Annotated in this window: 23 protein-coding genes and 1 tRNA gene; 10 read left to right on the forward strand and 14 right to left on the reverse strand. The window is 69.3% G+C overall.

What is annotated here, in order from left to right; translation table 11 throughout:
* Positions 1-33 precede the first annotated feature (33 nt).
* The 3 genes from P6897_RS10795 to P6897_RS10805 are packed head-to-tail and all read left to right on the forward strand — an operon-like array spanning position 34 to position 2,056.
* The gene (locus tag P6897_RS10795) at positions 34-447 is read left to right on the forward strand and encodes a helix-turn-helix transcriptional regulator (RefSeq protein WP_282501217.1); all 414 of its coding nucleotides are present in this window, start codon (positions 34-36) and stop codon (positions 445-447) included.
* Positions 444-896 (forward strand): ImmA/IrrE family metallo-endopeptidase, encoded by a 453-nt coding sequence (locus P6897_RS10800; RefSeq protein WP_282501218.1) that lies wholly within the window; start codon positions 444-446, stop codon positions 894-896. Before P6897_RS10795 ends, P6897_RS10800 begins: the two co-directional genes overlap by 4 nt.
* Positions 896-2,056: a site-specific integrase gene (locus P6897_RS10805; protein WP_282501219.1), complete on the forward strand. Its 1,161-nt coding sequence runs from the start codon at positions 896-898 to the stop codon at positions 2,054-2,056. Before P6897_RS10800 ends, P6897_RS10805 begins: the two co-directional genes overlap by 1 nt.
* 81 nt (positions 2,057-2,137) lie before the next feature.
* Here P6897_RS10805 and P6897_RS10810 read toward each other — a convergent pair.
* A tRNA-Thr gene (locus P6897_RS10810) sits at positions 2,138-2,210 on the reverse strand.
* Positions 2,211-2,276: 66 nt separating this feature from the next.
* The gene (locus P6897_RS10815) at positions 2,277-3,257 is read right to left on the reverse strand and encodes a thioredoxin domain-containing protein (RefSeq protein WP_274178661.1); all 981 of its coding nucleotides are present in this window, start codon (positions 3,255-3,257) and stop codon (positions 2,277-2,279) included.
* 245 nt (positions 3,258-3,502) lie between these two features.
* Here P6897_RS10815 and ugpC point away from each other — a divergent pair, with 245 nt between their 5' ends.
* Together ugpC and P6897_RS10825 are read left to right on the forward strand one after the other, a co-directional pair.
* Positions 3,503-4,606, forward strand: coding sequence for a sn-glycerol-3-phosphate ABC transporter ATP-binding protein UgpC (gene ugpC / locus P6897_RS10820; RefSeq protein ID WP_274178662.1), 1,104 nt, complete (start codon positions 3,503-3,505; stop codon positions 4,604-4,606).
* An 85-nt stretch (positions 4,607-4,691) separates the two neighbouring features.
* Positions 4,692-5,996, forward strand: coding sequence for a DUF4032 domain-containing protein (locus tag P6897_RS10825; RefSeq protein WP_112617117.1), 1,305 nt, complete (start codon positions 4,692-4,694; stop codon positions 5,994-5,996).
* Positions 5,997-6,033: 37 nt separating this feature from the next.
* Here P6897_RS10825 and P6897_RS10830 read toward each other — a convergent pair whose 3' ends face one another.
* From P6897_RS10830 to cysS, 4 genes are all read right to left on the reverse strand, one after another.
* The gene (locus tag P6897_RS10830) at positions 6,034-6,672 is read right to left on the reverse strand and encodes an NAD(P)H-binding protein (protein WP_282501220.1); all 639 of its coding nucleotides are present in this window, start codon (positions 6,670-6,672) and stop codon (positions 6,034-6,036) included.
* A 55-nt stretch (positions 6,673-6,727) separates the two neighbouring features.
* Complete coding sequence (locus tag P6897_RS10835; protein ID WP_282502589.1) at positions 6,728-9,103, reverse strand: glycogen/starch/alpha-glucan phosphorylase; 2,376 nt, start codon at positions 9,101-9,103, stop codon at positions 6,728-6,730.
* A 234-nt stretch (positions 9,104-9,337) separates the two neighbouring features.
* Positions 9,338-10,327 (reverse strand): 23S rRNA (guanosine(2251)-2'-O)-methyltransferase RlmB, encoded by a 990-nt coding sequence (rlmB, locus tag P6897_RS10840; RefSeq protein WP_274178664.1) that lies wholly within the window; start codon positions 10,325-10,327, stop codon positions 9,338-9,340.
* Positions 10,320-11,723 (reverse strand): cysteine--tRNA ligase, encoded by a 1,404-nt coding sequence (gene cysS / locus P6897_RS10845; protein ID WP_282501221.1) that lies wholly within the window; start codon positions 11,721-11,723, stop codon positions 10,320-10,322. Before cysS ends, rlmB begins: the two co-directional genes overlap by 8 nt.
* A gap of 72 nt (positions 11,724-11,795) precedes the next feature.
* Here cysS and P6897_RS10850 point away from each other — a divergent pair, with 72 nt between their 5' ends.
* Both P6897_RS10850 and P6897_RS10855 read left to right on the forward strand, forming a co-directional pair.
* Positions 11,796-12,725, forward strand: a complete 930-nt coding sequence (locus tag P6897_RS10850) for an EamA family transporter (protein ID WP_282501223.1) — start codon at positions 11,796-11,798, stop codon at positions 12,723-12,725.
* Position 12,726: 1 nt separating this feature from the next.
* The gene (locus P6897_RS10855; RefSeq protein ID WP_282501224.1) at positions 12,727-13,221 is read left to right on the forward strand and encodes a GNAT family N-acetyltransferase; all 495 of its coding nucleotides are present in this window, start codon (positions 12,727-12,729) and stop codon (positions 13,219-13,221) included.
* Between the two features lie 107 nt (positions 13,222-13,328).
* Here the strand turns inward: P6897_RS10855 and ispD are convergent, their stop codons facing one another.
* Both ispD and P6897_RS10865 read right to left on the reverse strand, forming a co-directional pair.
* Positions 13,329-14,510 (reverse strand): 2-C-methyl-D-erythritol 4-phosphate cytidylyltransferase, encoded by a 1,182-nt coding sequence (gene ispD, locus P6897_RS10860; protein ID WP_282501225.1) that lies wholly within the window; start codon positions 14,508-14,510, stop codon positions 13,329-13,331.
* Between the two features lie 22 nt (positions 14,511-14,532).
* Positions 14,533-15,015, reverse strand: a complete 483-nt coding sequence (locus tag P6897_RS10865; protein ID WP_023954865.1) for a CarD family transcriptional regulator — start codon at positions 15,013-15,015, stop codon at positions 14,533-14,535.
* 155 nt (positions 15,016-15,170) lie between these two features.
* On the opposite strand from P6897_RS10865, the gene P6897_RS10870 reads away from it, so the two are divergent.
* Positions 15,171-15,686 (forward strand): DNA modification methylase, encoded by a 516-nt coding sequence (locus P6897_RS10870; protein ID WP_114588359.1) that lies wholly within the window; start codon positions 15,171-15,173, stop codon positions 15,684-15,686.
* Between the two features lie 75 nt (positions 15,687-15,761).
* Here P6897_RS10870 and P6897_RS10875 read toward each other — a convergent pair whose 3' ends face one another.
* Both P6897_RS10875 and P6897_RS10880 read right to left on the reverse strand, forming a co-directional pair.
* Positions 15,762-16,445 (reverse strand): response regulator transcription factor, encoded by a 684-nt coding sequence (locus tag P6897_RS10875; RefSeq protein ID WP_112617125.1) that lies wholly within the window; start codon positions 16,443-16,445, stop codon positions 15,762-15,764.
* Positions 16,442-17,650 carry an ATP-binding protein gene (locus P6897_RS10880; RefSeq protein WP_112617126.1) on the reverse strand — a complete coding sequence of 403 codons (1,209 nt, stop codon included), beginning with the start codon at positions 17,648-17,650 and terminating at the stop codon, positions 16,442-16,444. The genes P6897_RS10875 and P6897_RS10880 overlap by 4 nt, the downstream gene beginning before the upstream one ends.
* Positions 17,651-17,821: 171 nt before the next feature.
* Between P6897_RS10880 and phoU the strand changes: the two genes are divergently transcribed.
* Entirely contained in the window at positions 17,822-18,508 is a 687-nt protein-coding gene (phoU, locus tag P6897_RS10885) for a phosphate signaling complex protein PhoU (RefSeq protein WP_274178669.1), read from the forward strand.
* Between the two features lie 66 nt (positions 18,509-18,574).
* On the opposite strand, the gene P6897_RS10890 is transcribed toward phoU, so the two are convergent.
* On the reverse strand, positions 18,575-19,324 hold the full coding sequence (locus P6897_RS10890; RefSeq protein WP_112617128.1) for a phosphoglyceromutase: 750 nt from the start codon (positions 19,322-19,324) through the stop codon (positions 18,575-18,577).
* Between the two features lie 40 nt (positions 19,325-19,364).
* Here P6897_RS10890 and P6897_RS10895 point away from each other — a divergent pair, with 40 nt between their 5' ends.
* Positions 19,365-20,183: a class I SAM-dependent methyltransferase gene (locus P6897_RS10895; protein ID WP_274178670.1), complete on the forward strand. Its 819-nt coding sequence runs from the start codon at positions 19,365-19,367 to the stop codon at positions 20,181-20,183.
* 28 nt (positions 20,184-20,211) lie between these two features.
* Here P6897_RS10895 and P6897_RS10900 read toward each other — a convergent pair whose 3' ends face one another.
* From P6897_RS10900 to P6897_RS10910, 3 genes are all read right to left on the reverse strand, one after another.
* Positions 20,212-20,886: a HEAT repeat domain-containing protein gene (locus P6897_RS10900; protein WP_274178671.1), complete on the reverse strand. Its 675-nt coding sequence runs from the start codon at positions 20,884-20,886 to the stop codon at positions 20,212-20,214.
* Between the two features lie 128 nt (positions 20,887-21,014).
* Positions 21,015-22,226, reverse strand: coding sequence for an alcohol dehydrogenase catalytic domain-containing protein (locus P6897_RS10905; protein WP_282501226.1), 1,212 nt, complete (start codon positions 22,224-22,226; stop codon positions 21,015-21,017).
* A gap of 104 nt (positions 22,227-22,330) precedes the next feature.
* A complete protein-coding gene (locus P6897_RS10910) occupies positions 22,331-23,449 on the reverse strand; it encodes an FUSC family protein (protein ID WP_274178673.1) in 1,119 nt (372 codons plus the stop codon).

A 23,449-nucleotide genomic window follows, 5' to 3' on the forward strand; every position in this document is an offset into this window, starting at 1 on the left:
CGCTGTTGCGCGTACGCAACTACAGTGAGGACCGTGAACGAGACCCGCTGGTGGAAGTACGTACAGGTCGTCGCTGGCGACGTGCAGGCGAAGGAGATCGCCGACGTCGTCGGCATCGACAAGTCGAACGTGACGCGTTGGAAGCAGGGCAGCCGGCCCGCCGTCGAGTTCGTCCTGAAGTTCGCTCGCGCCTACGGCCGTTCTGTGATCGAGGCGCTGGCCGAGTCGGAGTACATCACCGACGACGAGGCGAACATCCGCGAGGTGAAGATCGGCGCCGAGGATCTCTCGGAGGTCGAGCTGGCACGCGAGCTCCTCGATCGCGTCGAACGCCGAGCGCCGAGCAACGTCACCGTCGGGCGCTTCGGTGTCCGAGGTTCCGCGCAAGATGATCGAGCCATCGCCAAGAAGAAGGGCCGCGACCGCGGAGAGGACGCCGACACGTGACCGACGAGCACATACGCGAGACACTGCGCGACCTCGGCGTGCGCGTCCGCTACGTAACGCTCGACGAAGACCGCGACGGTGAGTACCTTCACCACCGCCGCCTGATCCGGATGCAGCCCGGGATGCCTCGGCGACTGCACCGCTCCGTGCTCGCGCACGAATGCGCGCATGCCGTCTTCGGCGACGAGCCCAGCATGTTCGGCCCGGCGAACGCGAAGATGGAGCGCCGCGCGGATGAGTGGGCAGCACTGCGGCTGATCGATATCGACGCCTACAAGCTCGCCGAATCGCTTCACGCCGGCCACCCCGACGCGATCGCGCTCGAGCTCGACGTCACGGCCGACATCGTCGAAGCCTTCCAGCGCATCCTGTCTCGCTTCGGCGACACCGTCTACGTGCAGGCGCGCATGGGCGCCGGCATGTGGCACCACCGCGAGACGGTGCACTGATGGCCCGCCCACCTCTCGAGCTTGAGACGTGGGGCCGCGTCCGACGCACGACGATCGACGGCAAGCCGACCGCGTTCGCTTACTACCGCGACGCCGACGGCGTCACGCGGCTGATGCAGCGCCAGGGCAAGACAGCCGCAGAATCAGAGCGCAACCTCGTGCGCGCCCTGAAAGCGCGACTCGCACGAGCGAGCGATGAGATCACCGGGGCCTCGACAGTCTCAGAGCTTGCGCAGAAGTGGATCGACTCCCGCGCGCGCCTCGCGGAGGGATCGATCCGCACCTACCGGAACGCGATCAAGCACATCGACCGCGGCCTCGGATCGGTGCGACTGCAGGAGGCGACCGTGCCGAAGCTCGACCGCTTCGTCATGGCCGTCGCCACTTCGTCGGGACACGGGACCGCCGCGACCGTGCACGTGGTCCTGCGCGGGATGTTCACGCTCGCAGCGCGGCACGGCGCCGTCCGCCCGAACCCCATGGCCGACGTACCGAAGCCCGAGCGGCCGAAGCGCACCCGACGCGCAGCTGCGCCTGACCTCGAGGTCGTTCGCGGCATCCGGACCCGCTTCGAGCAGTGGGACGCCGGAACCGAGCCACGCCCCGAGAACGACCGGCGCCGCCGGCTCGCGCGCGCGAGCACGCTGCTCGACACGACCGACATGATCATCGGCACCGGGATGCGCACGGGCGAGCTGCTCGCACTGCAGTGGGATGCGGTCGACCTCGCGACGCACCGCGTCGTCGTGCGGCGCACGATTGCGCAGGACCGTGACGAGCGATTCTTCGTCCAGGACTTCACGAAGACCGATGCCGGCTACCGCGAGCTCGAGCTGCCGACCGAGGTCGTCGAGATGCTCATGCGCCGCCGGGTCGCGTCCTACACCGAGTTCGTCTTCCCATCGGCGGTCGGGACCTTCCGGCACCCGAACAACTACCGCACGACCTGGCGCGCCGCGCTCGCGGGGACGCCGTACGCCGGCATCACCCCGAAGAGCTTCCGCAAGACCGTGGCGACCGTCATCCGCGACGAGCTCGGCATCGAGGCGGCGAAGGACCAGCTCGGCCACGAGGACAAGAAGACGACGGAGGCGCACTACGCCGACGAGGTCCATCGCGGCCCGGCGAGCGCACTTGTTCTGTCGAAGCTGTTCACCTGAAAACCATGGGTAAACAATGGATCGCCCCGATTCGCGTTGTGCGGATCGGGGCGATTTAGTGGCCTGACCTGGCCTTTTCGGAGCCGACTACGGGACTTGAACCCGTAACCCCCGTATTACAAGTACGGTGCGCTACCAATTGCGCCAAGTCGGCAAGGCGTCCAGTCTAGCGACGGACGCGAGCGGCGCCGAAACTCCCGCGAGCCTCGCAGGCGGCCCGTCAGGACGCGGGCGCCTCGGTCGGCGTCGGAGTCGGGGTGGGCGCGGACTTGTAGTACGCGTCGCTCGCGGTCGTCAGCACGAACTGCGAGAACTCGGCCGGGTCGCTCAGGTCGCCGATGTACTGCTTGCCGTTGACGAGCACCATCGGTGTTCCGGTCAGCGCCAGCCCATTCGTGTCGGGGATGCCGGCGACGGCGCGCTCGGTCGCCGACTTCGCCCATGCGGCGTACGAGCCCGACTCGATGCAGTCGCGGACGACGCGGGTCGAGTCGACGCCGGAAGCCTGCGCCATGTTGGCGAGCTCGCTGTCGGAGTAGCCGTCGGAGTCGACCTCGGGCTGACGCGTCAGCAGTTCGTTGTTGAACGCGAAGAAGGCGTCGGGCGCGTTCGTCGCAACGCACGCTGCAGCGCTGGCCGCACGGAGCGAGTACTTCGTCCCGTTCGACTTCGCCGTCAGCATCGCGACCGGGTAGTAGCTGAGCGTGACCGCACCGTCGTCGACCCACGAGGTCAGCTGCTGCGCATTGGCGACCTGCCACTCGCGCGCGCCGGCGGAGAGATAGTCGACGTAGACCCGGATCTCGACGGGCGGTGCCGTCGTGGAGGTCGGAGTAGGAAGGCCCTCGGCGGGAGTCGCGGCCGCGGCATCCGGGGCGGGCTCGGCAGGCGCGGACGCGTCGGTCTCGGCGGCGATGTCGGTGGAGACCGAGGTGTTGACGACGTCGGCGACGACGAAACCGTCGCCCGACGCGGTGGCGGGCTCGAGCTGCGGCTTGCTGCCGGCGCTCGAGACGGTCATGGTGACGGCCACCGCTGCGGCTGCCACGACTCCGACAGCGAGCACCCCGAGACCCGAGCGACGCGCGATGCGCGCACGCGACTGCCGGGTGTGAACCTGCAGCGCCTTCTCGCGCACCGCCTCGCGACGGTCGATGACTGCCGGCGATTCGGGAGCGTCAGGAGTGTCGTCAGAAGACATGGAACCTCGGGGAACAGAAGTAAGGATGAGGCCGCGCGGGGCGACTCGCGGCGGGCCTCACGGGTCACTCGATGGTAATCAGCCAGCCTGGGAAAGCCCAGAGCACCACCCGGAATGCGTTGTCTCCCGCACGCCCGCGCCCGTGCCATACTGAGAGCGCGCCCGATGAGGGGCGTACGGGGGCGACCCCGTTCCATTCACAACGGATCGTCCGGCACGTACCTGCCGGTGAAGGAGAAGAAACGATGGCGACTGTCACTTTCGACAACGCAACCCGTCTGTACCCCGGTGGCACGCGCCCCGCGGTCGACAAGCTCAACCTCGAAGTGGGCGACGGCGAGTTCCTCGTTCTGGTCGGCCCCTCCGGTTGCGGAAAGTCCACCTCGCTGCGCATGCTCGCCGGCCTCGAAGAGGTCAACTCGGGCAGCATCCGCATCGGTGAGCGCGACGTCACCGACGTTCCCCCGAAGGACCGCGACATCGCGATGGTCTTCCAGAACTACGCGCTCTACCCGCACATGACGGTCGCCGAGAACATGGGCTTCGCGCTCAAGATCGCCGGCGTCGGCAAGGAAGAGCGCGCGCAGCGCGTGCTCGAGGCCGCCAAGCTCCTCGACCTCGAGGAGTACCTGACCCGCAAGCCGAAGGCCCTCTCGGGTGGTCAGCGTCAGCGTGTCGCGATGGGCCGCGCCATCGTCCGCAAGCCCCAGGTGTTCCTCATGGACGAGCCGCTGTCGAACCTCGACGCCAAGCTCCGCGTCCAGACGCGCACCCAGATCGCTTCGCTGCAGCGCAGCCTCGGCGTCACCACGGTCTACGTCACGCACGACCAGACCGAGGCCCTCACCATGGGTGACCGCATCGCGGTCCTCAAGGACGGCATCCTGCAGCAGGTCGGCACGCCGCGCGACCTGTACGAGAAGCCGAACAACGTCTTCGTCGCCGGCTTCATCGGCTCGCCCGCCATGAACCTGTTCACGGCGTCGCTCGCCGAGGGCGGCGTGCAGTTCGGCACCAAGGTCGCCGCGGTCGAGGCCGACACGCTCGGCAAGGCGCACGGCTCGACGGTCACGATCGGCATCCGCCCCGAGGACATCATCGTCAACCCCGAGGACGGCCAGGGCCTGACCGTCGACGTCGACCTGGTCGAGGAGCTCGGTGCTGACGGCTACCTCTACGGCCACACCGACATCAACGGCAAGCGCACCGACATCGTCGCGCGCGTCGACGGCCGCCGTCACCCGAACGCGGGCGACCGGGTCGTCCTCGCCCCCGTCACCGGACACGTCCACGTGTTCGACGGCGAGACCGGCGAGCGCCTCACCGACAAGGCCATCGCTTCGGCCTGATCCGGTATCTTCGTACGCTGCGGCGCGGGTGGCCTCTGGTCGCCCGCGCCGCAGTCTTTGCGCCTCACATCCGATCGGAGAATCCGTGACCGCCTCGCTCTCGATCACCGCCAGCAGCGTCGACCCGGGTCTGCTCGCCCTCCCCTGGTCGACGACCCTCGCCGATTGGTCGACGCCCGACATCGTCTACCTTCCCAAGGGCATCTCGCGTCACCTCGTGCGCTTCGCGAACCTGTCCGGACGCGTCGTGGCGATCAAGGAGACGACGGCGACGATGGCTCGGCGCGAGTACGAGATGCTCGGCTCGCTGCAGCGCCTCGACGTGCCCTGCGTCGAGCGCGTCGCAGTCATCGACGGACGTCGCGACGAGAACGGCGAGGAACTGCCCGCTGCCCTCGTCACGGCCCACCTGAAGTTCTCCCTCCCCTACCGCGCCCTCTTCACCCAGGTGCTGCGTCCCGACACGGCGACCCGTCTCGTCGACGCCCTCGCCGTGCTCCTCGTGCGCCTGCACAACGTCGGCTTCTTCTGGGGCGACGTCTCCCTGTCGAACACGCTCTTCCGCCGCGACGCCGGCGCGTTCGCCGCGTACCTGGTCGACGCCGAGACCGGCGAGCTGCATGAGCGGGGCCTCACGCGCGGTCAGCGGATGCACGACCTCGACATCGCACGCACGAACATCGCCGGCGAGATCATGGACCTCGAAGCCGGTGGCCGCCTCGAAGGCGGTGTGGACGCCATCGCGATCGCCGACGGCATCATGTCGTCGTACCACTCGCTGTGGGCGGCCCTCACCGACCAGGAGACGTTCTCGGCGAACGAGTCGTGGCGCATCACCGAGCGCGTCCAGAAGCTCAACTCGCTCGGGTTCGACATCGGCGAGATGTCGATCGACGCGGCCGCCGACGGCACACGCGTATCGATCCAACCGAAGGTCGTCGACGCCGGCCACCACCAGCGTCGCCTGCTCCGCCTGACGGGACTGGATGTCGAGGAGAACCAGGCCCGCCGTCTGCTCAACGACCTCGATGAGTTCAGCGCGCGTGTGTCACGCCTCGGGTCGAACGAGGAGATGGTCGCGCACGAGTGGCTCACCCGCGTGTTCGAGCCCGTCGTCCTCTCGGTGCCGTGGGACCTGCGCGCCAAGCTCGAACCGGCGGAGCTCTTCCATCAGGTGCTCGAGCACCGCTGGTACCTCTCGCAGACCGAGGGGCGGTCCGTTCCCCTCGCGGAGGTGCTGTCGTCGTACGTCGAGAACGTGCTCCGTCACCGGCGCGACGAGGCGACCGTCATGGGGCCGCCGACCGAGACGATGTCGGTGCCGATCGTCACCGACTCCGTCCCGGTCGACGACGACGAGGCGGAGGTCGACTGGCGCGACCTGGTCTGAGCGCCAGGTCGCCCGCGCTCCGAGGGGGTGCGGCCGGTCAGTAGCCGACAGTGAAGCGCTCGCGGACGTGCTTCGGGTTCTCGATCTCGTCGACGACCGCGATGGCGAAGTCGGCGCCCGAGATGAACGAGTCGCCGTTCTCGTCGGTCACGAGCACGTCTCCACCGTCGCGATAGTGTCCGGTGCGCTCGCCCGGGTTGAATGAGCCGAAGCCGCCCGCAGGGTGGATGAAGAACCAGTCGCGACCGCTCTCGTCGGCCTGCAGGTCTTCGAGGATGCCGATCGCCTCGAGCGCCTCGTCCTTGAACTCCTCGGGGAAGCCGCTGTCGATCAGGCGCGGACCGCCCGGCGCGACGAGGCTGCCACCCGCGCCGCCGACCACGCCGACGCGCACGTTCTTGGGAAGACTCTCGACCAGCAGCGCCGTGTTCGGGCGCACCTGGCCCTGCATGTCGCCGCGCGGCGCGACGGCGGAGACCACGACATCGACGCCCTCGAGCTGACCGACGAGCGCCGGCACGTCGAGCAGGGTGCCTTCGAGGTAGGTCGCACCCTCGACGCGCTCAGCGGGAACCTTGCGGGCGACCGAGACCACGGTGTGGCCGCGCGACACGGCTTCCTCGACGATGTGGCTGCCGGCGTAGCCGGTGCCTCCGATGACAGCGATGCGTGCCATGACTGTTACCTCCGTTGGGTGTCGAGCGCAGACCGCGGTCCGCGCGTGTGGCGAGTCAGCGAGCGGGCTGGGTGTGCCAGATACGGTCGATGTAGTCGCGGATGGAGCGGTCCGACGAGAAGAAACCCGTGCGGGCGACGTTCAGGATGGCCGAACGGGTCCAGGCATCGCGGTCGGCGTAGGCGGCATCCACCCGCTCCTGCGCCGCGATGTACGACGTGTAGTCGGCCAGCACCATGAACCGGTCGTCGTAGAGCAGGTTCGACACGACGGGCTCGAAGGTCGAGCGGTCGCCCTCCGAGAACGCGCCCGACCCGATCAGGTCCAGGGCACGGCGCAGCTCGTCGTCAGCCTGGGCGAACTCTCCCGGCCGGTAGCCGGCGGCCCAGAGTTCCTCGACCTCGGGCTCGCTCATGCCGAACAGGAAGAAGTTGTCGTCACCGACGAGCTCACGGATCTCCACGTTCGCGCCGTCATCGGTGCCGATGGTGAGCGCGCCGTTCAGGGCGAACTTCATGTTGCCCGTGCCCGAAGCCTCCTTGCCGGCCAGCGAGATCTGCTCCGACAGGTCGGCGGCGGGGATGACCCGCTCGGCAAGGGTGACGTTGTAGTTCGGCGGGAAGACGACCTTGAGGCGCCCCTCGAGGCGCGGGTCGTTGTTGACGACTGCGCCAACCGCGTTGATGAGATGGATCACACGCTTGGCCATCGCGTAGCCGGGAGCCGCCTTCGCGCCGAAGATGAAGGTGCGCGGCTGCAGGTCGGATACCGCCACTCGGCCCGACACGACACGCTCGTAGAGGGTGACGATGTGCAGCAGCTTCAGCGTCTGACGCTTGTACTCGTGCAGCCGCTTGACCATGACGTCCAGCAGATGGTCGTCGGCGATCTCGAAGCCGTCGCGCTTCATCAGAACGTCGTTGAGGCGCCGCTTGTTCGCGGCCTTCACGTCGGCGAAGGCAGCGCGGAAGTCCGGGTCCTCCGCGTACGACTCGAGTTCACGCAACCGCTCGAGGTCGGTGAGCCAGCCCGTGCCGAGCGCGGCCGTGATGAGCTCGGAGAGCTTCGGGTTCGCCAGCCGCATGAATCGGCGCGGCGTGACGCCGTTCGTGACGTTCGTGAACTTCTCGGGCATCATCTCGTCGAACTGATGCAGCACCTTCTCGCGCAGCAGCTGCGAGTGCAGCTCGGCGACGCCGTTCACCTTCGCCCCGGCGACCGTCGCGAGGTAGGCCATGCGCACGGCCCGGTGCTCGGAGACGATCGACATGTCGCGCAGACGCTGCTCGTCGTCGCCGAACCGCTCGCGCACACGCAGCAGGAACTCGTCGTTGATGCGGTAGATGATCTCGAGATGCCGCGGCAGCAGGCGTCCGAGCAGATCGACCGACCAGACCTCGAGCGCCTCGGGCAGCAGGGTGTGGCAGGTGTAGGCGAAGCACTTCTGGGTGATCGCCCACGCGGCATCCCAGTCGAGCTTCCGCTCGTCGACCAGCACGCGCATCATCTCGGGGACGGCGATGACGGGGTGGGTGTCGTTGAGCTGGAAGATGACGCGGTCGGGCAGATCCTCGAGATCGAAGTCCTCCGGCAGCACCTTCATCATGTAGTCGGCGATGGATGCCGCGACGAAGAAGTACTGCTGCTGCAGGCGCAGCTCCTTGCCCTGCGGAGTGGAGTCCTCGGGGTAGAGGACCTTCGAGATGTTCTCGGCGAAGGTCTGCGCGCGCACCGCCTCGACGTAGTCGCCGCTGTTGAAGGTGCGCAGGTCGAAGGCCTTCGTCGCCTCGGCGCTCCAGAGGCGGAGGGTGTTCACACGACCGTTCTGGTAGCCGGGGACCATGTAGTTGTAGGGCACGGCACGGACGCTCCAGGCCGGCACCCATCGGCTGCGGATGACGCCGTCATCGTCGTAGGTCTCGGTGTGACCCGCGAACGACACGGTCTGCGCCGCTTCGGGGTGACGGAACTCCCACGGCGAGCCGAGTGCGAGCCAGGCATCCGGCTTCTCGATCTGCTCGCCGCCCCGGAACACCTGCCGGAAGATGCCGTATTCGTAGCGGATGCCGTAGCCGATACTCGGCACGCTGAGGGTGGCCAGCGAGTCGACGAAGCACGCGGCCAGCCGCCCGAGACCGCCGTTGCCGAGGCCCGGCTCGACCTCGTGGGCACGCATCGTGTCGATGTCGATGCCGCACGCGGCCAGTGCTTCGGTGGCGATGTCGGTGAGCCCCGACGCGAGCAGATTGTTGTCGAGCTGGCGCCCGAGCAGGTACTCCGCCGACAGGTAGCAGACGGCCTTCCGCTGGTCCTCGCGCTGACGTCGCTGATCTTCGAGCCACCGCGCGACGAGGTAATCGCGGACGGTCGCCGCGAGCGCCATGTACTTGTCGGTCTCGGTGGCCGCCGACAGGGCGACGCCGCGCTCCATGTTGAGGTTCAGCAAAAACTCACGCACGAAACCGTCGACCGTGGCCGGAGGCGAGCTCACCGGCGCGAGCGCCAGCGGGTGGGTCGCGACGATCGTGCGGGAGCCGGAGGTGTTGTCGTTCTCGCTCACGGTTCGAAACTACCCGCTGGATCGTCATCCCGCGGGGTCGTCTCTGATGGACCGCCCGGAATTTACAGGAAGGTCATCGCTCGGTCACAGCCGGCGTCACCGCGATCACTCCTGGGCGGCGCGGATCGTGGCGACCTGGTAGAGCGCGACGGACGCCGCGATACCGGCGTTGAGCGACTCGGTCGCCGACGAGATGGGGATCGAGACGACCTGGTCGCACGTCTCCGTCACGAGACGCGAGAGCCCCTTGCCCTCCGAGCCCACGACGATGACGACCGGGCGGTCGGCCAGCTGCAGCGCTGGCAGCGCGACGTCTCCCCCGCCATCGAGACCGAGTACGAAGACGCCCTGCTTCTTGAACTCCTTGAGCGTCGTCGTCAGGTTCGGTGCGATCACGACCGGGATGCGCGCGGCCGCGCCGGCGCTGGTCTTCCAGGCGGCCGAGTTGACGCCCGCCGAGCGGCGCTGCGGCACGATGACGCCCTGGCTGCCGAAGGCGGCCGCCGAACGCATGATCGCTCCGAGGTTGCGGGGGTCGGTGACGCCGTCGAGCGCGACGAGCAGCGGTGTCTCGCCCGAGTCGATGACCTGCTCGAGAAGATCCTGCGGGTGGCCGTACTCGTACGGAGGCACCTTGATCGCGACGCCCTGGTGCACGCCGTCGAACCCGGCCATGCGGTCGAGTTCCTGCCGCGTGACCTCGAGCACGGGGATGCCGCGGTTCGTGGCGATCGACAGCATCTCCTTGACGCGGTCGTCCATCTCGACGCGCTGCGCGATGTAGAAGGCGGTGGCGGGGATCTTGGCGCGCAGCGCCTCGAGGACGCTGTTGCGGCCGGTGACCGTCTCGGTGTCGTCACCCGACTTCGACTTGGGCGCGCGGTTCGAGCTGCCTTGGCGCTGCTGCGGCTTGCCGCCGGCAGCGACGTAGCGCTCCTGGGCGGCCTTGCGCTTACCGGCGGGGTGCCAGGCGCGGTCTTCGGCCTTGGGGGTCGGGCCGCGCCCCTCGAGCGAGCGACGGTTCTTGCCGCCGGTGCCCTTGGTGGGGCCCTTCTTCTTGCCGCGTCCGGCGGACGGGTTTCCTGGCTTAGCCACGGTTCACACTCCAATGGGTCCCCTCGGGACCGTCTTCGAGGACGATGCCGGCCGCCGCGATCGCGTCGCGGATGCGGTCGGCCGTCGCCCAGTCCTTGGTGGCGCGCGCCTCGGCGCGCTGGTCGATCATGGTGCGCACGAGCGCATCGAGAGCGATGGTCTCGGCGTCGTCGCCGCGCGCCTCGCCGGCGGCGTCGAGTCCGAGCACAGCGAGCATTCCCGAGACGGCTGCGACGGCATGCGCCACTGCGTCTCGATCGCCCGCGTCGAGAGCGGTGTTGCCCGCCCGGACCGTCTCATGCAGAACGGCGAGCGCCTGCGGGACGGCGAGATCGTCGTCCATCGCCGAGGCGAAGGCGGCGGGAAGTTCGACGTCGCGAGACGCTGATGCGTCGGGAAGCAGGCGTGCGGCGCGCTGCAGGAACGCCTGGATGCGGGCAAGCGCCGCCTCCGCCTCATCGAAACTCTGTGAGGTCAGGTCGAGGCTCGAGCGGTAGTGGGCGGCTCCGAGCGCGTATCGCACGACGCGGGGGTCGCGCTCACGCAGCACATCGTCGGCGAGCAGGAAGTTGCCGAGCGACTTCGACATCTTCTGATCGCCGACCGTGACGAGGCCGTTGTGAACCCAGTAGCGCGCGAAGGCGTCACCCGCGGCGGTGGACTGCGCGAGCTCGTTCTCGTGGTGCGGGAAGCGCAGGTCGAGCCCGCCGCCGTGGATGTCGAACTCGCCGCCGAGGTAGCGCCGGCTCATCGCCGAGCACTCGATGTGCCAGCCGGGACGGCCGAGTCCCCAGGGGGAGCTCCAGGCGGCGTCCGACGGCTCTTCGGGCTTGGCGCCCTTCCACAGGGCGAAGTCGCGCGGATCGCGCTTGCCTCGGGGGTCGGCGTCCGCCGCGGCCTCCATCGCGTCAAGCGACTGGCGCGTCAACGAACCGTAATCGGGCCACGACCGCACATCGAAGTACACGTCTCCCGATCCGTCCGGCGCCGCGTAGGCGTGGCCGCGCTCGATGAGGGTCTCGATGAGCTCGATCATCTGCGGAACGGATGCCGTGGCGCGCGGCTCGTACGTCGGCGCGAGCACGCCGACCGCCGCATAAGCGCGAGTGAACTCGAGCTCGATCCGGTAGGCGAGCGCCCACCAGGGCTCGGCATCCGTCGCATTGGCGAGGATCTTGTCGTCGATGTCGGTGACGTTGCGGACGAAAGTCACCCGCCCGTGACGGTACTCGAGCCAGCGACGCAGGATGTCGAACCCGACAGCGGCCCGGACATGGCCGATGTGGGGCCCCGACTGGACCGTCGGACCGCAGACGTAGACCGTGACGTTCGACGGGTCGCGCGGCGCGAAATCGCGCAGCGCCTGCGCGCGGGTGTCGTAGAGGCGAACGGTCACTGCACCAGCCTACCGGCGGGCTGCCACGCCGCCGTGGCATGAGCGCGCTCCGAGACGCGGTAGAACTGGAGGGTGCTGCCCGTGATCGCCGTCCTCGCCGCGGCAGTGCTGTTCGGCACGACCGGCACCGCACAGGCTCTCGGCCCCGAGAGCACCACACCGCTGGGGGTCGGCGCCGCCCGGCTCATCGTCGGCGGCACGGCGCTCGCTGCCGTCGGCCTTTCGGTCGGGGCCCGAAGACAGCGCGCACGCTTCGCACGCGACGGCATCCGCCCGGTCGCAAGTTCGCGCGCCGTCGCCCTCATGGCACTGACCGGGCTCTGCCTCGCCCTCTACCAGCCGTTGTTCTTCCTCGGCACGGCGCGCAACGGTGTCGCCGTAGGGACGGTCATCGCACTCGGATCCGCGCCGGTGCTGGCCGGACTGCTCGAGTGGGCCCTCACGCGGCGGCGGCCGACGACGTCGTGGATGACAGCGACCGCCCTGGCCACGGCCGGAGTCGCCCTGCTCGCCGTCGCGGGAGGCGGCTCGGCGGGGGCGGACGGTCTTGGCGTGCTGGGGTCACTCGGGGCGGGCGCCTCGTTCGCGGTGATCGCCAACGCGCAGCGGCGGCTGATCTCCGGCGGCTGGGACGCCTTCACCGTCTCGGGCGCGATGGGAGCCGGAGCTGCGGCGTGCGGCGTCGCGATGCTCCCTTTCACCGACATGGGCTGGCTCACCGACGCCCGCGGCTGGACGATGGCTCTCTGGCTCGGGCTCGCGACCGTCGCGCTCGCCTACGCCCTGTTCACCTGGGGGCTCGGCGGTCTGAGCGCCGCGACCGCGGCGACTCTCACCCTCGCCGAACCGCTGACGGCAAGTCTGCTCGGCGTCATCCTGCTCGGTGAACGTCTCGCTCCGCTCGCGCTCGTTGGGCTGGCGGTGCTCGCCGCGGGCCTGGTGCTGCTCGCCGCGACCTCGCGCTCTCGTAGCAACCCTGCCCCGACACCCCTGGAGGCCTGACATGACGGAATCGCTCACCATCGTCCGAGATGATCTCTCCGGCGTCGCGACGCGCGGGCTGCTGGCCGCACATCTGGCCGGCATGCTCGCGAACACGCCCGTCGAGAGCGTGCACGCACTCGACCTGACGGCGCTGCAGCATCCCTCCGTGCGGGTGTACTCGGCTTGGCTGGGCGACGAGATCGCCGCCGTCGGAGCGCTCAAGGTCTTCGGCAGCGACTGCGCCGAGATCAAGTCCATGCGCGTCTCCGAGGCCTTCATCGGGCGCGGGCTCGGACGCGCGATGCTGCAGCACCTCGAGCGGGAAGCCCGGGACGTCGGCATCCGCTCGCTCTGGCTCGAGACCGGCTCCGGCGCGGATTTCGTCCCGGCACGCGGACTCTACGAGAGCGCCGGGTTCTCGTACTGCCCGCCCTTCGGCGACTACTCCCCCGATCCGCTGTCGGTGTTCATGACGCGCGACCTCGATCCCGCGACCGAGTCCGCTGCTCGCTGAGCCGCAGCACGGTCGACGTCGGGCGCACTTCGATGCATCAGGCGCAGCTCGAACCGCGCTTCATCCGCGCAACTGCGCCCGACCCGTGCCGGATGTCGGCTGACCCGTCAGCGGATGCGGTGAACGAGGGCGACGGCGGTCGCTGAGACGCCTTCGCCGGTGCCGGTGAACCCGAGCCCGTCGGTCGTCGTCGCGGCGACGGAAACCGGCGCCCCGAGGGCATCTGTCAAGACCGCCTCGGCCTCGGCACGGCGCGGCGCGAATCGCGGGCGGTTGGCCTGCACCTGAACCGAGACGTTGCCGATCGCGAACCCGGCCTCAGACACGAGCTCGCGCACCCGCCGCAGGAAGACGACGCCCGAGGCACCCGCGTACTCGGGACGGTCGACGCCGAAGTGGGTGCCGATATCGCCGAGGCCCGCGGCCGCGAGCACCGCGTCGACGATCGCGTGGGCGACGGCGTCACCGTCGGAGTGACCGCGCAGTCCGGCCTCGCCGGGCCAATCGAGCCCAGCCAGCCGCAATTCCCCGTCCCCCCCGAAGGCGTGGACGTCGGTACCGATACCGACGAGCGGGATCACGGATGCCGCAGGAGTCGCCGGCCGCAACAGGTGACGCGCTCGATCGAGGTCGGCGGGCGTGGTGATCTTGAACGACAGATCGTCGCCCATCACCGTGTGGACGGGGTGACCGACGGCCGCGAACAGGGCGGCGTCGTCGGTGTACTCCTCCGTCGCCGCGGCGTACGCCGCCTCGAGGAGCGCGCGGGGGAAACCCTGGGGAGTCTGCGCCGCTACGAGCGGAGCGCGATCGACGGCTTCGTCGACCACGGCGCCGGTCACGCGTTTGAGCGTATCGACGACCGGCCGGGCGGGGACGACCCCGGCGCCGGTGCGTTCGACCTCGGCGATCACCCGTTCGAAGACATCCGGCGGGGTGAGGGCGCGAGCGGCGTCATGGACGAGGACGGTCTCGACGTCGGCCCACAGCGCTGCGAGCCCCGCGGCGACCGACTGCTGCCGCGTCTGGCCACCGACGACGACCGACACGAGATCGGACCGCCCGCCGAACGCCGCTTCGGCCTCGGTCTGCGCGTCGCCCTGACGTCCGCGGGGAACGACGATCACGACCTGCGCCGCCGGCGCCGGGGCAATGCCGTCGAGGGCGTGCCTCAGGATCGAATGCTCGTCGATACCGACGAAAGCCTTCGGCGCCCCGGCCGACAATCGTGTTCCGGAACCGGCCGCGACGACGACGATAGCGACGCGCGGAACGGGGATGATGCCCACGGCAGCGGATGCCGGATCGGCCTCAGGAGGCGAGGACCTCGTCGAGGACGCCCGAAGCGTGGTCCTCATCGGCCTTCAGCGCGAGCGCGATCTCGGAGACGAGGATCTGACGCGCCTTGGCGAGCATGCGCTTCTCACCCGCGGACAGGCCACGGTCCTGATCGCGACGCCACAGGTCGCGAACGACTTCGCTCACCTTGATGACATCGCCCGAGGCGAGCTTCTCGAGGTTGGCCTTGTACCGACGCGACCAGTTGGTCGGCTCTTCGGTGAAGGGAGCGCGCAGGACGTCGAACACGCGCTCGAGACCGTCCTTGCCGATGACGTCGCGAACGCCGACCAGGTCGACGTTGTCAGCCGGGACCTCGATGATGAGGTCTCCCTGGGTGACGTTGAGCTTCAGGTATTTCTTCGTCTCGCCCTTGATGATCCGGTCCTTGACCTCGATGATCGTGGCTGCCCCGTGGTGGGGGTAGACGACGGTTTCGCCAACCTCAAAAAGCATGGAGTTATATCCCTTCGGCAACATCCAGGATAACACAGGGGGCATACAGTAAGGTTTGCCGCCGCTTATGCCCCGCAGCATCCAGCCGATGTCGGCGGACCAGCCTCGTCACCCTCTAGACTGCTGAGGACGCCGTCTGCCTGCCTGGAGGATCCGTGAAACTGCGAATCGTCGCTTCGATTGCCGTGGGCGCCGCCCTGACCCTGGGAGCCGCCGGCTGCAGCATGATCGCGCCGCAGGCGACCACGATCGACTTCTCCGCTTCGGACGGCGTGAACATCCCGCCGTCCGGCCCGCTCGACGTCCGCAACGCGATGGTCATCGCCGACGAGTCCGGCACGGCCGGCAACTTCCTCGCCGCCATCGTCAACCCCACCGACGAGGACCACACGCTCATCTTCGGGTTCGACGGCGTCACCACCGAGATCGAGGTTCCGGCCCGCGACAGCATCAGCCTGGGCGTCGACGGCAACGAGCCGATCCTGCTCGACGGCATCGACACCAAGCCCGGCGCGACCCTTCCGATGTCGTTCCAGTCGGGCGACGCCGAGGGCGTGCGCATCGACGTGCCCGTCCTCGACGGCAAGCTTCCCTACTACACCGAGTACGTCCCGCTCGAGACGCCGACCCCGTCGGTGACCCCCACCCCGTCGGCCACCCCGACACCGTGACGACTCGGCGCATCTGACGCGAAGAGAGGGCCCGGCGTTCATCGCCGGGCCCTCTCTTCATCGCGCTCGCGAGCGTCAGCCTTCGAATCGATAGCCGAGGCCTCGAACGGTGAGCAGCATCGACGGCTGCCCCGGGTCGCTCTCGATACGCGAGCGGATGCGCTTGATGTGCACGTCCAAGGTCTTCGTGTCACCGAAGTAGTCGCTGCCCCACACGCGGTCGATCAGCTGCCCGCGGGTCATCACGCGTCCGGCGTTGCGCATGAGCACTTCGAGCAGCTCGAACTCCTTGAGCGGCATGTTGATCACGCTGCCGTCCACGGCGACCGTGTGACGGTCGAGGTCGATCGTGACCCGACCGCCGACGAGCACGCGTTCGTCGACATCGACCTCTGCGGTCGCCGCACGGCGCAGCACAGCCCGCATCCGCGCCAGCAGCTCGCGCGACGAGTACGGCTTCGTCACGTAATCGTCGGCGCCCAATTCCAGCCCGACGACGATGTCGACCTCGGAGTCCTTGGCCGTGAGCATGATGATCGGGATCTTCGACGTCGTCCGGATGATGCGGCACACCTCGGTTCCCGGCATCCCGGGCAGCATGAGGTCGAGCAGCACGATGTCGGCACCACGCGACTCGAAAGCCTCGAGCGCAGCGGGTCCGTCCTCGGCGATCTCGACCTCGAAGCCCTCCCGTCGCAGCAGGTAGGCCAGCGGGTCGGCGAGGTCGGGCTCATCCTCCACGAGCAGGACACGGGTCATGATGGGTCTCCCTTCGTCCGGGCGGGAAGGGCCCGGGCGATCTTCTTTCTGGTCTTCCGGGGCGTCGGCGCCGCGCCGTCGGGCGCGGCGATCGCGGGAAGGCGGATGGTGAACGTGGAGCCGCGGCCCGGCCGCGACCACAGCTGGACCTCGCCCCCGTGGCGCTGGACGGCGTGCTTGACGATCGACAGCCCGAGCCCGGTGCCCCCGGTGCGTCGGGAACGGGCGTAGTCGGCCCGGTAGAAGCGCTCGAAGACGCGCTGCTGCTCGCTCTCGGGGATCCCGATACCCCGGTCGGTGACGGCGATCTCCACCGTGTCGCCGTTGCCACGGATGCCCACGCCCACTTGGCTCGCCGGCGGCGAATAGACGATGGCGTTGGCGATGAGATTGCCCACCGCTTCGCTCAGCACCTGCACGTCCCCGCGGACGTAGAGCCCGCGGTCGCCACCGCGCACGAGGGCGACGCCCGCCGACTCGGCAGCGATCGCGTGCGTCTCGATCGCCGACGTGACGACCTCGTCGATCGCGACGTCGCGCAGCTCGGTCAGCTCGTCGGAGGACTGCAGGCGAGACAGGCTCATGATGCGCGAGGTCAGGTTGCCGAGCCGCATCGCCTCGGCGCTCAGCCTGCTGGCGAACGAGCGCACCTGTTCCGGGTCGTCGGCGGCCGACTCGATCGCCTCGGCGAGCAGAGTGACGGCTCCGACCGGTGTCTTCAGCTCGTGGCTCGTGTTGGCCACGAAGTCGCGGCGCATCTCAGCGAGCCGCTCGCGCTCGGTGATGTCGCGGACCAGCACGAGCGTGAAACGCGGCGTGATGCTGCTGGCGCGCGCGACGATGAGGCGCGGTTCCGCCGGCGCGACGCCGCGTCGGAGCTTCAGCGTTCCCGTCTCGGAATGCGGCACGCCGCGGGAGGACCGCAGCAGCTCGCGCAGCTCATCGCCGGGGATCGACTCGCCCTCGAAGAGACCGAACAACTCGGCGGAGGGCGACGTCGCGACAATCGTGAACGACGCATCGACGATGAGCGCAGCCTCGTCGAGGGCGCCCAGAACCTCACGCGCGCCCGCAGGCAGTTCGCCGTCGGCCTGTTCCTGCGCCTGAGCGCGAGCACGCCAGGCGAGGAAGGCCACGGCGCTGATGAGAAGGCCGACGAACACGCCCGCGAGAAGGGCGAGCAGCGCGAGCTGCGTCGGATTCATTCCTCCAGATTAGAACGCGGCGCAGGGTCCGCCCATCGCGTCTCGGCCGTTCCTACCCCGACTCGCGCGGATGTTCATCGGCTCGGCACCGTTCGTTAACCTTGTCGAGCGACAATCGCGTCGCCGTGAGTACGGCGTCGTGCTGTCTCCGCAAGAAGGAAAGGTGCTCCGATGCGCGAAGTGTTCCACCAGTCCCTCGAGGACGTCCAGACCCGCCTGGTCGAGATCTCCGAGCTGGTGACCGTCGCGATCGAGAAGGCCACGCGTGCATTCGGCACGAGCGACATCACCCTCGCCGAAGAGGTCATCGACGCGGATGCCGTGATCGATGAGAAGGCCATCGCGATCGACGAGCTGGCGATCGAGATCCTCGCCCGCCAGCAGCCGGTCGCCCGTGACCTGCGCATCGTCGTCTCAGCGCTGCGCACGAGTGCGTCGCTCGAGCGCATGGGCGACATCGCCGAGCACATCGCGCAGCTCACCCGCATGCGCTTCCCCGAGCGAGCGATCCCGAAGGGCCTCAAGGGCACCTTCACCAAGATGGGCGAGATCGACGTCGAGGTCGCGCGCACGCTGACCGAGCTGCTGCGCTCGGAAGACCTCGCGCTCGTCGAGACGCTGCGTGCTCTCGACGACCGGCTCGACGACCTCCACCTCAGCGTCTTCGAGAAGGTGCTCAGCGAGAACTGGCAGGGCGAGGCCGCGGCCACGGTCGACGCGACCCTCGCCAGCCGGTACCACGAGCGCTTCGCCGATCACGCGGTGACGGTCGGCAAGCGCGTGGCCTACCTCGCGACGGGTGAATGGCGCCCCGACACCGAGACGATCAACGTCATCGTGAGCGAGAGCGGTCTCTGACCGGCATCCGGTCTCGACGACGAAGGGGCGGTGCCGATCGGCGCCGCCCCTTCGTACGTGTCGTACTCAGGCCTTGCCCTGGTTGGCCACGGCAGCAGCTCCCGCTGCGGCCGCCTCGGGATCGAGGTACTCGCCCGGACCGAGCGGCTTCAGGTCCTCGTCGAGCTTGTAGACCAGCGGGATGCCGGTGGGGATGTTCAGCTCGGCGATGTCGTCGTCGCTGATGCCCTCGAGCTGCTTGACGAGCGCGCGGAGCGAGTTGCCGTGAGCGGTGACGAGCACGGTCTTGCCGGCACGCAGGTCCGTGGCGATGTCGGACTCCCAGTAGGGCAGCAGACGGTCGATGACGAGCTTCAGCGACTCGGTGCGGGGCACCTCGCCGTCGATGTCGGCATAGCGCGGGTCGTTCACCTGGCTGTACTGGTCGTCGTCGGCGAGGGGCGGCGGCGGCACGTCGAACGAACGACGCCACAGCATGAACTGCTCGTTGCCGAACTCCGCGAGGGTCTGCGCCTTGTCCTTGCCCTGCAGGGCGCCGTAGTGGCGCTCATTCAGACGCCACGAACGCTTGACCGGGATCCAGAGGCGGTCGGCCGCATCGAGCGCGATCTGAGCGGTCTGGATGGCGCGGCTGAGGACCGATGTGTACAGGACGTCGGGAAGCAGGCCCGCCTCGGCGAGCAGCTCACCGCCGCGCTGGGCCTCGGCCTTGCCCTGGTCGGTGAGTCGGACGTCGACCCAGCCGGTGAACTGGTTGGACTTGTTCCACTCGCTCTGCCCGTGGCGGAGGAGGATCAGCGTGTAGGGCGCACTCATGCTCCGAGTCTATCGAGCCGGGGCCTGCGATCATGGGGTCATGGCCCCGGGACATATCGGGCAGGCCACCCGTGGAACCACGAACACGAACCGCCTGCGTCGCGTCGATCGCTGGATCGCGCGGCATCCCGTGCTGCGCCGGTGCGCCGACCCCCTGGTGATCGACCTCGGCTACGGCGCGAGCGGCGTCACGGCGTTCGAGCTGGAGGCACGCCTGCGCCCCGCGCGACCCGACGTCGAGGTGCTCGGGCTCGAGATCGATCCCGAGCGCGTCGCTCGCGCGCGCACGCAACTCGAGGAGGTGCGGGTCGGACGGACGCCCTTCGCCCCGGACGCCCGCGTCGGATTCGCGCGAGGCGGGTTCGAGGTGCCCGTGCCGGGTAGCCGCCGGCCGGCGATCATCCGTGCCTTCAACGTATTGCGCCAGTACGACGAAGCGGATGTCGCCGACGCGTGGTCCCGGATGACGTCGCGCCTCGCACCCGACGGCATGCTCGTCGAGGGCACGTGCGACGAGATCGGCCGGGTGAGCACCTGGATCGAGGTGGGCCCGGGTGCCGCACCCCGCAGCCTCACGATCTCGCTCCGTCTCGCGGGGCTCGACTCCCCCGCGATCGCGGCCGAACGTCTGCCGAAGGCCCTCATCCACCGGAACGTCGCCGGTGAGCGGGTGCACGAGCTGCTGTCGTCGCTCGACGACGAGTGGCGGCGGGCCGCGCCGGCATCCGCTTTCGGCCCGGTGCAACGGTGGCGGACGGCCCTGGGGGCGATGGCTGACCGCGGAATCGACCTCGGCGACCGTTCACGGTGGCGCCTGGGCGAGTTCACCGTTCCGTGGAGCGCAGTCGCGCCGCACTGACGCCCGCCGCGTCCGTCATCGCGCGAGGTCAGCCCTCGTTCCAGTCAGCGGCGTCCCGTCGCGCCGCAGCACGGCGAGCGACGGCGACAGCGGCTTCGTAGCCCTCCTCGGGGTACGAGACGAGGTGCTCCGTCGCGAGGGCGTGCACGCGGACGTTCCACTCCCCCGCTGCCGCAGCCCGGTCGATCGCGTCGCGGCCCGATTCGCCGAGCATCACGAACGCCCGGCTCAGACTCTGCTGCAGATCGTCCGGCCCGAGGCCGAAGTGCGCCGCCAGTTCCGATGCGAGCGCGGCGCGCTCGGCCTCGGGTGCGAGTCCGGCTGCCGTACGCCACGCGGTCCGCGCGACCTCGGCGTTCTCGTCGTGCAGGAGCTCCGATGTGATCGCGGGCCAGGCCCGGGGGTCGCGGATCTTCGAGAGCGTGTGGAGCGCCTGAGCCCGTGCCCTCGGGAACGGCGATCCGAGCTCGGGAAGCACCCGATCGAGAGTCGTGTCGCGGTCCTGCCGGGTGAGGGCCCAGGTCAGGGTCTCGCGAACGGTGAGGTCGGGCTCGTGCGCGCACTGCTCGACGAGCACCGGAACGTACTCGGGACGCGGGTAGGTTCCCGCCGCCATCGCGCTGCGAACCCGCTCCGACCCGTCGGGTGAGGCCAGTGCGCGGCGCAGCAGATCCGCGGCCGTGGGGGCGTTCTCGCTGGTCATGTGGCTTCCCTCCCCTCCATCGAACACCCTCGCCGGCTCGCTTGTTCCGTCGACAGGCCGAGCGCGCCGGCAGGGCAGGATCGGCGGCCGCCGCATCGGCTCAGCACGTCCGAGGGCAGGGTCGAGGATCAGCCGCCGATGTCGAGGGCGACCTTGATCCAGCCGGGCTCGCGGCGGTCGAAGGCCTCGTACGCATCGATGACGCCCGCCAGCGACTCGTGCGCCGTGATGAGGGCGGTGGGATCGAAGACACCGGCGGCGACCATGTCGATCAGCGGAGGCGTGACGCTGTGGTGATCACAGTTGCCCATCCGCACGGTCAGGTTCTTGTTCATGGCCTGCCCGATCGGATAGACCTCGGCCAGCGGCGAGTAGACCCCGATGATCCCGATGCGGCCGTACTTGGCGACCATCTCGACCACCCAGCGCGATGCCTGCGACGGAGCGTCGCCGGGTCGCCAGAGATCGCCCTGGGGCGCGATGTCGGGCGCGACCTGCGCGACCTCTTCGTCGAATTCCGCCGCGGCGTCGTCATCCGGAGCGGCCGGCCCACGAGCCGGACGTTCGGCGTCCACACCCACGGCGTCGATGACGCAGTCGGCCCCGATGTCGTTCGTCAGTTCCATGACGGCCGACACGGGGTCGACGTCGTTGAAGTCGATGATCTCTGCCCCGAGGGTCCGGGCCTGTGCAAGGCGATCCGCGACGCCGTCGACGACGATCACGCGTCCCGCCCCCTGCTTGAACGCCGAGACGACGGAGAACTGCCCGACGATCCCCGCTCCGAGCACGACGACGATGTCACCCCGGGAGACCCCCGCCAGCTGCGCGCCGAACCATGCCGTCGGGAAGATGTCCGAGAGCAGGATCGCCTGATCGTCCGTGACGGAGTCGGGCAGCTTCGTCATCGTGTTCTGCGCCCACGGGATGCGCGCATACTCGGCCTGCAGACCGTTGATCGGCCCCGTCGCCTCGGGCCCGCCGAAGAAGGATGTGCCGGCGTGCGGCCCGTTCGGGTTCGCCACGTCGCACTGCGCGGTGTGCCCATCGCGGCAGTAGCGGCACGCGCCGCACGACATCGTCGAGTTAATCACGACACGGTCACCGGGTTGGAAGCCGCGAACATGTCCGCCGACATCGGTCACGACGCCGACCGCTTCGTGTCCGAGGATGGTGCCCTCCTTCATCCCCGACATGGTGCCGCGGATGAAATGAAGATCGGTGCCGCAGATCGCGCTGCGGGTGATGCGGACGATGGCGTCATGCCCGTCTTCGATGCGCGGTTCGTCGACCTCGTCGAGCCGGATGTCGCCGATGCCGTGCCAGACCACTGCCTTCATGATCGCTCCTCACTCCAGGGGAAGACGACCACGCCAGGGAGGCGCCGGGATGCCGCGCGAGGCGGTTGCGAACCCCTGCTGCCTGCCGTACCGTCGGCGGGCGCTCAGATCCGCGGCATCGCCGCGCGGGCCTCGGCCTGCGGCATCCCCGCCGCCGTGAGCAGATCGACGACCAGTGGACGCAGCGCCGTGATGACGTTCTGGTCGCCGAGTGAGGAACCGGGCGCCAGACTGGTCGGATCGAGCCGGGTGGCGACCGCGAGCAGCGACTCTCGGGCGGCCGGTTCCAGCGCGATGTCGTCGATCGACTGACCCAGCAGGTCGGCGGCGCGCGCGATCTGGGCGAGCAAGTCCGCCGCGATCGGGCGCGGCTGGCGGTCTTCGAGGGCGTACACCACGCGGCGCGCGATGACCCGGAGGTTGCGTGTCGCGAGGTCGAGGGATGCGCGCATCCGGTCCTGACGTTGCAGCTCCTCACGCTGGCGCCGGAGGAACGGCGAGATGCGCGCTACGGCGAGCCCGGAGTCCAGCGAGGTCGCCCAGTCGTCGACGAGCGGCTGCAGCGCTCGCGCCTTCTCGAGTCCGCGGTCAGCACGCACGCGGTCGCCGCGGCGCAACGCCTGGATGACGGTCGCCGCCGCGCCGTCGAAGTTCGCGGACAGGGCGCGGCCCGCGCGCGAGACTTCGCGCAGCGGCCGGCGCGGCAGCAGGGCCGTCGCCAGCAGCGCGGCCACCGCTCCCACCGATCCGTCGACGAGGCGCAGGAACGGCATGCTTCCGGGAATCGCGATCACGATCACCGACTGGATCGCTGCCGAGATCGCGAAGCTCGGCTGCGCCGAGAGCGCCCGTGCGGTGAGCAGCGTCGCGGCGAGAGCCAGGGCGAGCTGCCAGGTTCCCGATCCGACGACGACCACGATGAGTTCCGAGACGAGCACGCCCACCAGCATCCCGATCACCGTCTCGAGAACCCGACGAGGCCGCGCGTCGCGCACCAGACCCAGGCTCGAGATGGTCACGGTCGCCGCGAGCAGGGGCGACGGATGCCCCAGCACGAGGTGCGCGAAGGCGTAGGCCGCGGATGCCGCGACGACGATCTGCACGATCGCCGGAGCGGAGTCGCGCGCGCGCTCGAAACCCCGACGCGGGCGCACGCGCGCCCGCCAGCCGGTCGCGATGGGTGCGGTGACGGCGGGCGGCTCGTCGGAGCGCTCGGGCGACAC

The sequence above is a fragment of the Microbacterium sp. BDGP8 genome (genome assembly GCF_029991045.1).
Classification (GTDB): Bacteria; Actinomycetota; Actinomycetes; order Actinomycetales; family Microbacteriaceae; genus Microbacterium; species Microbacterium plantarum.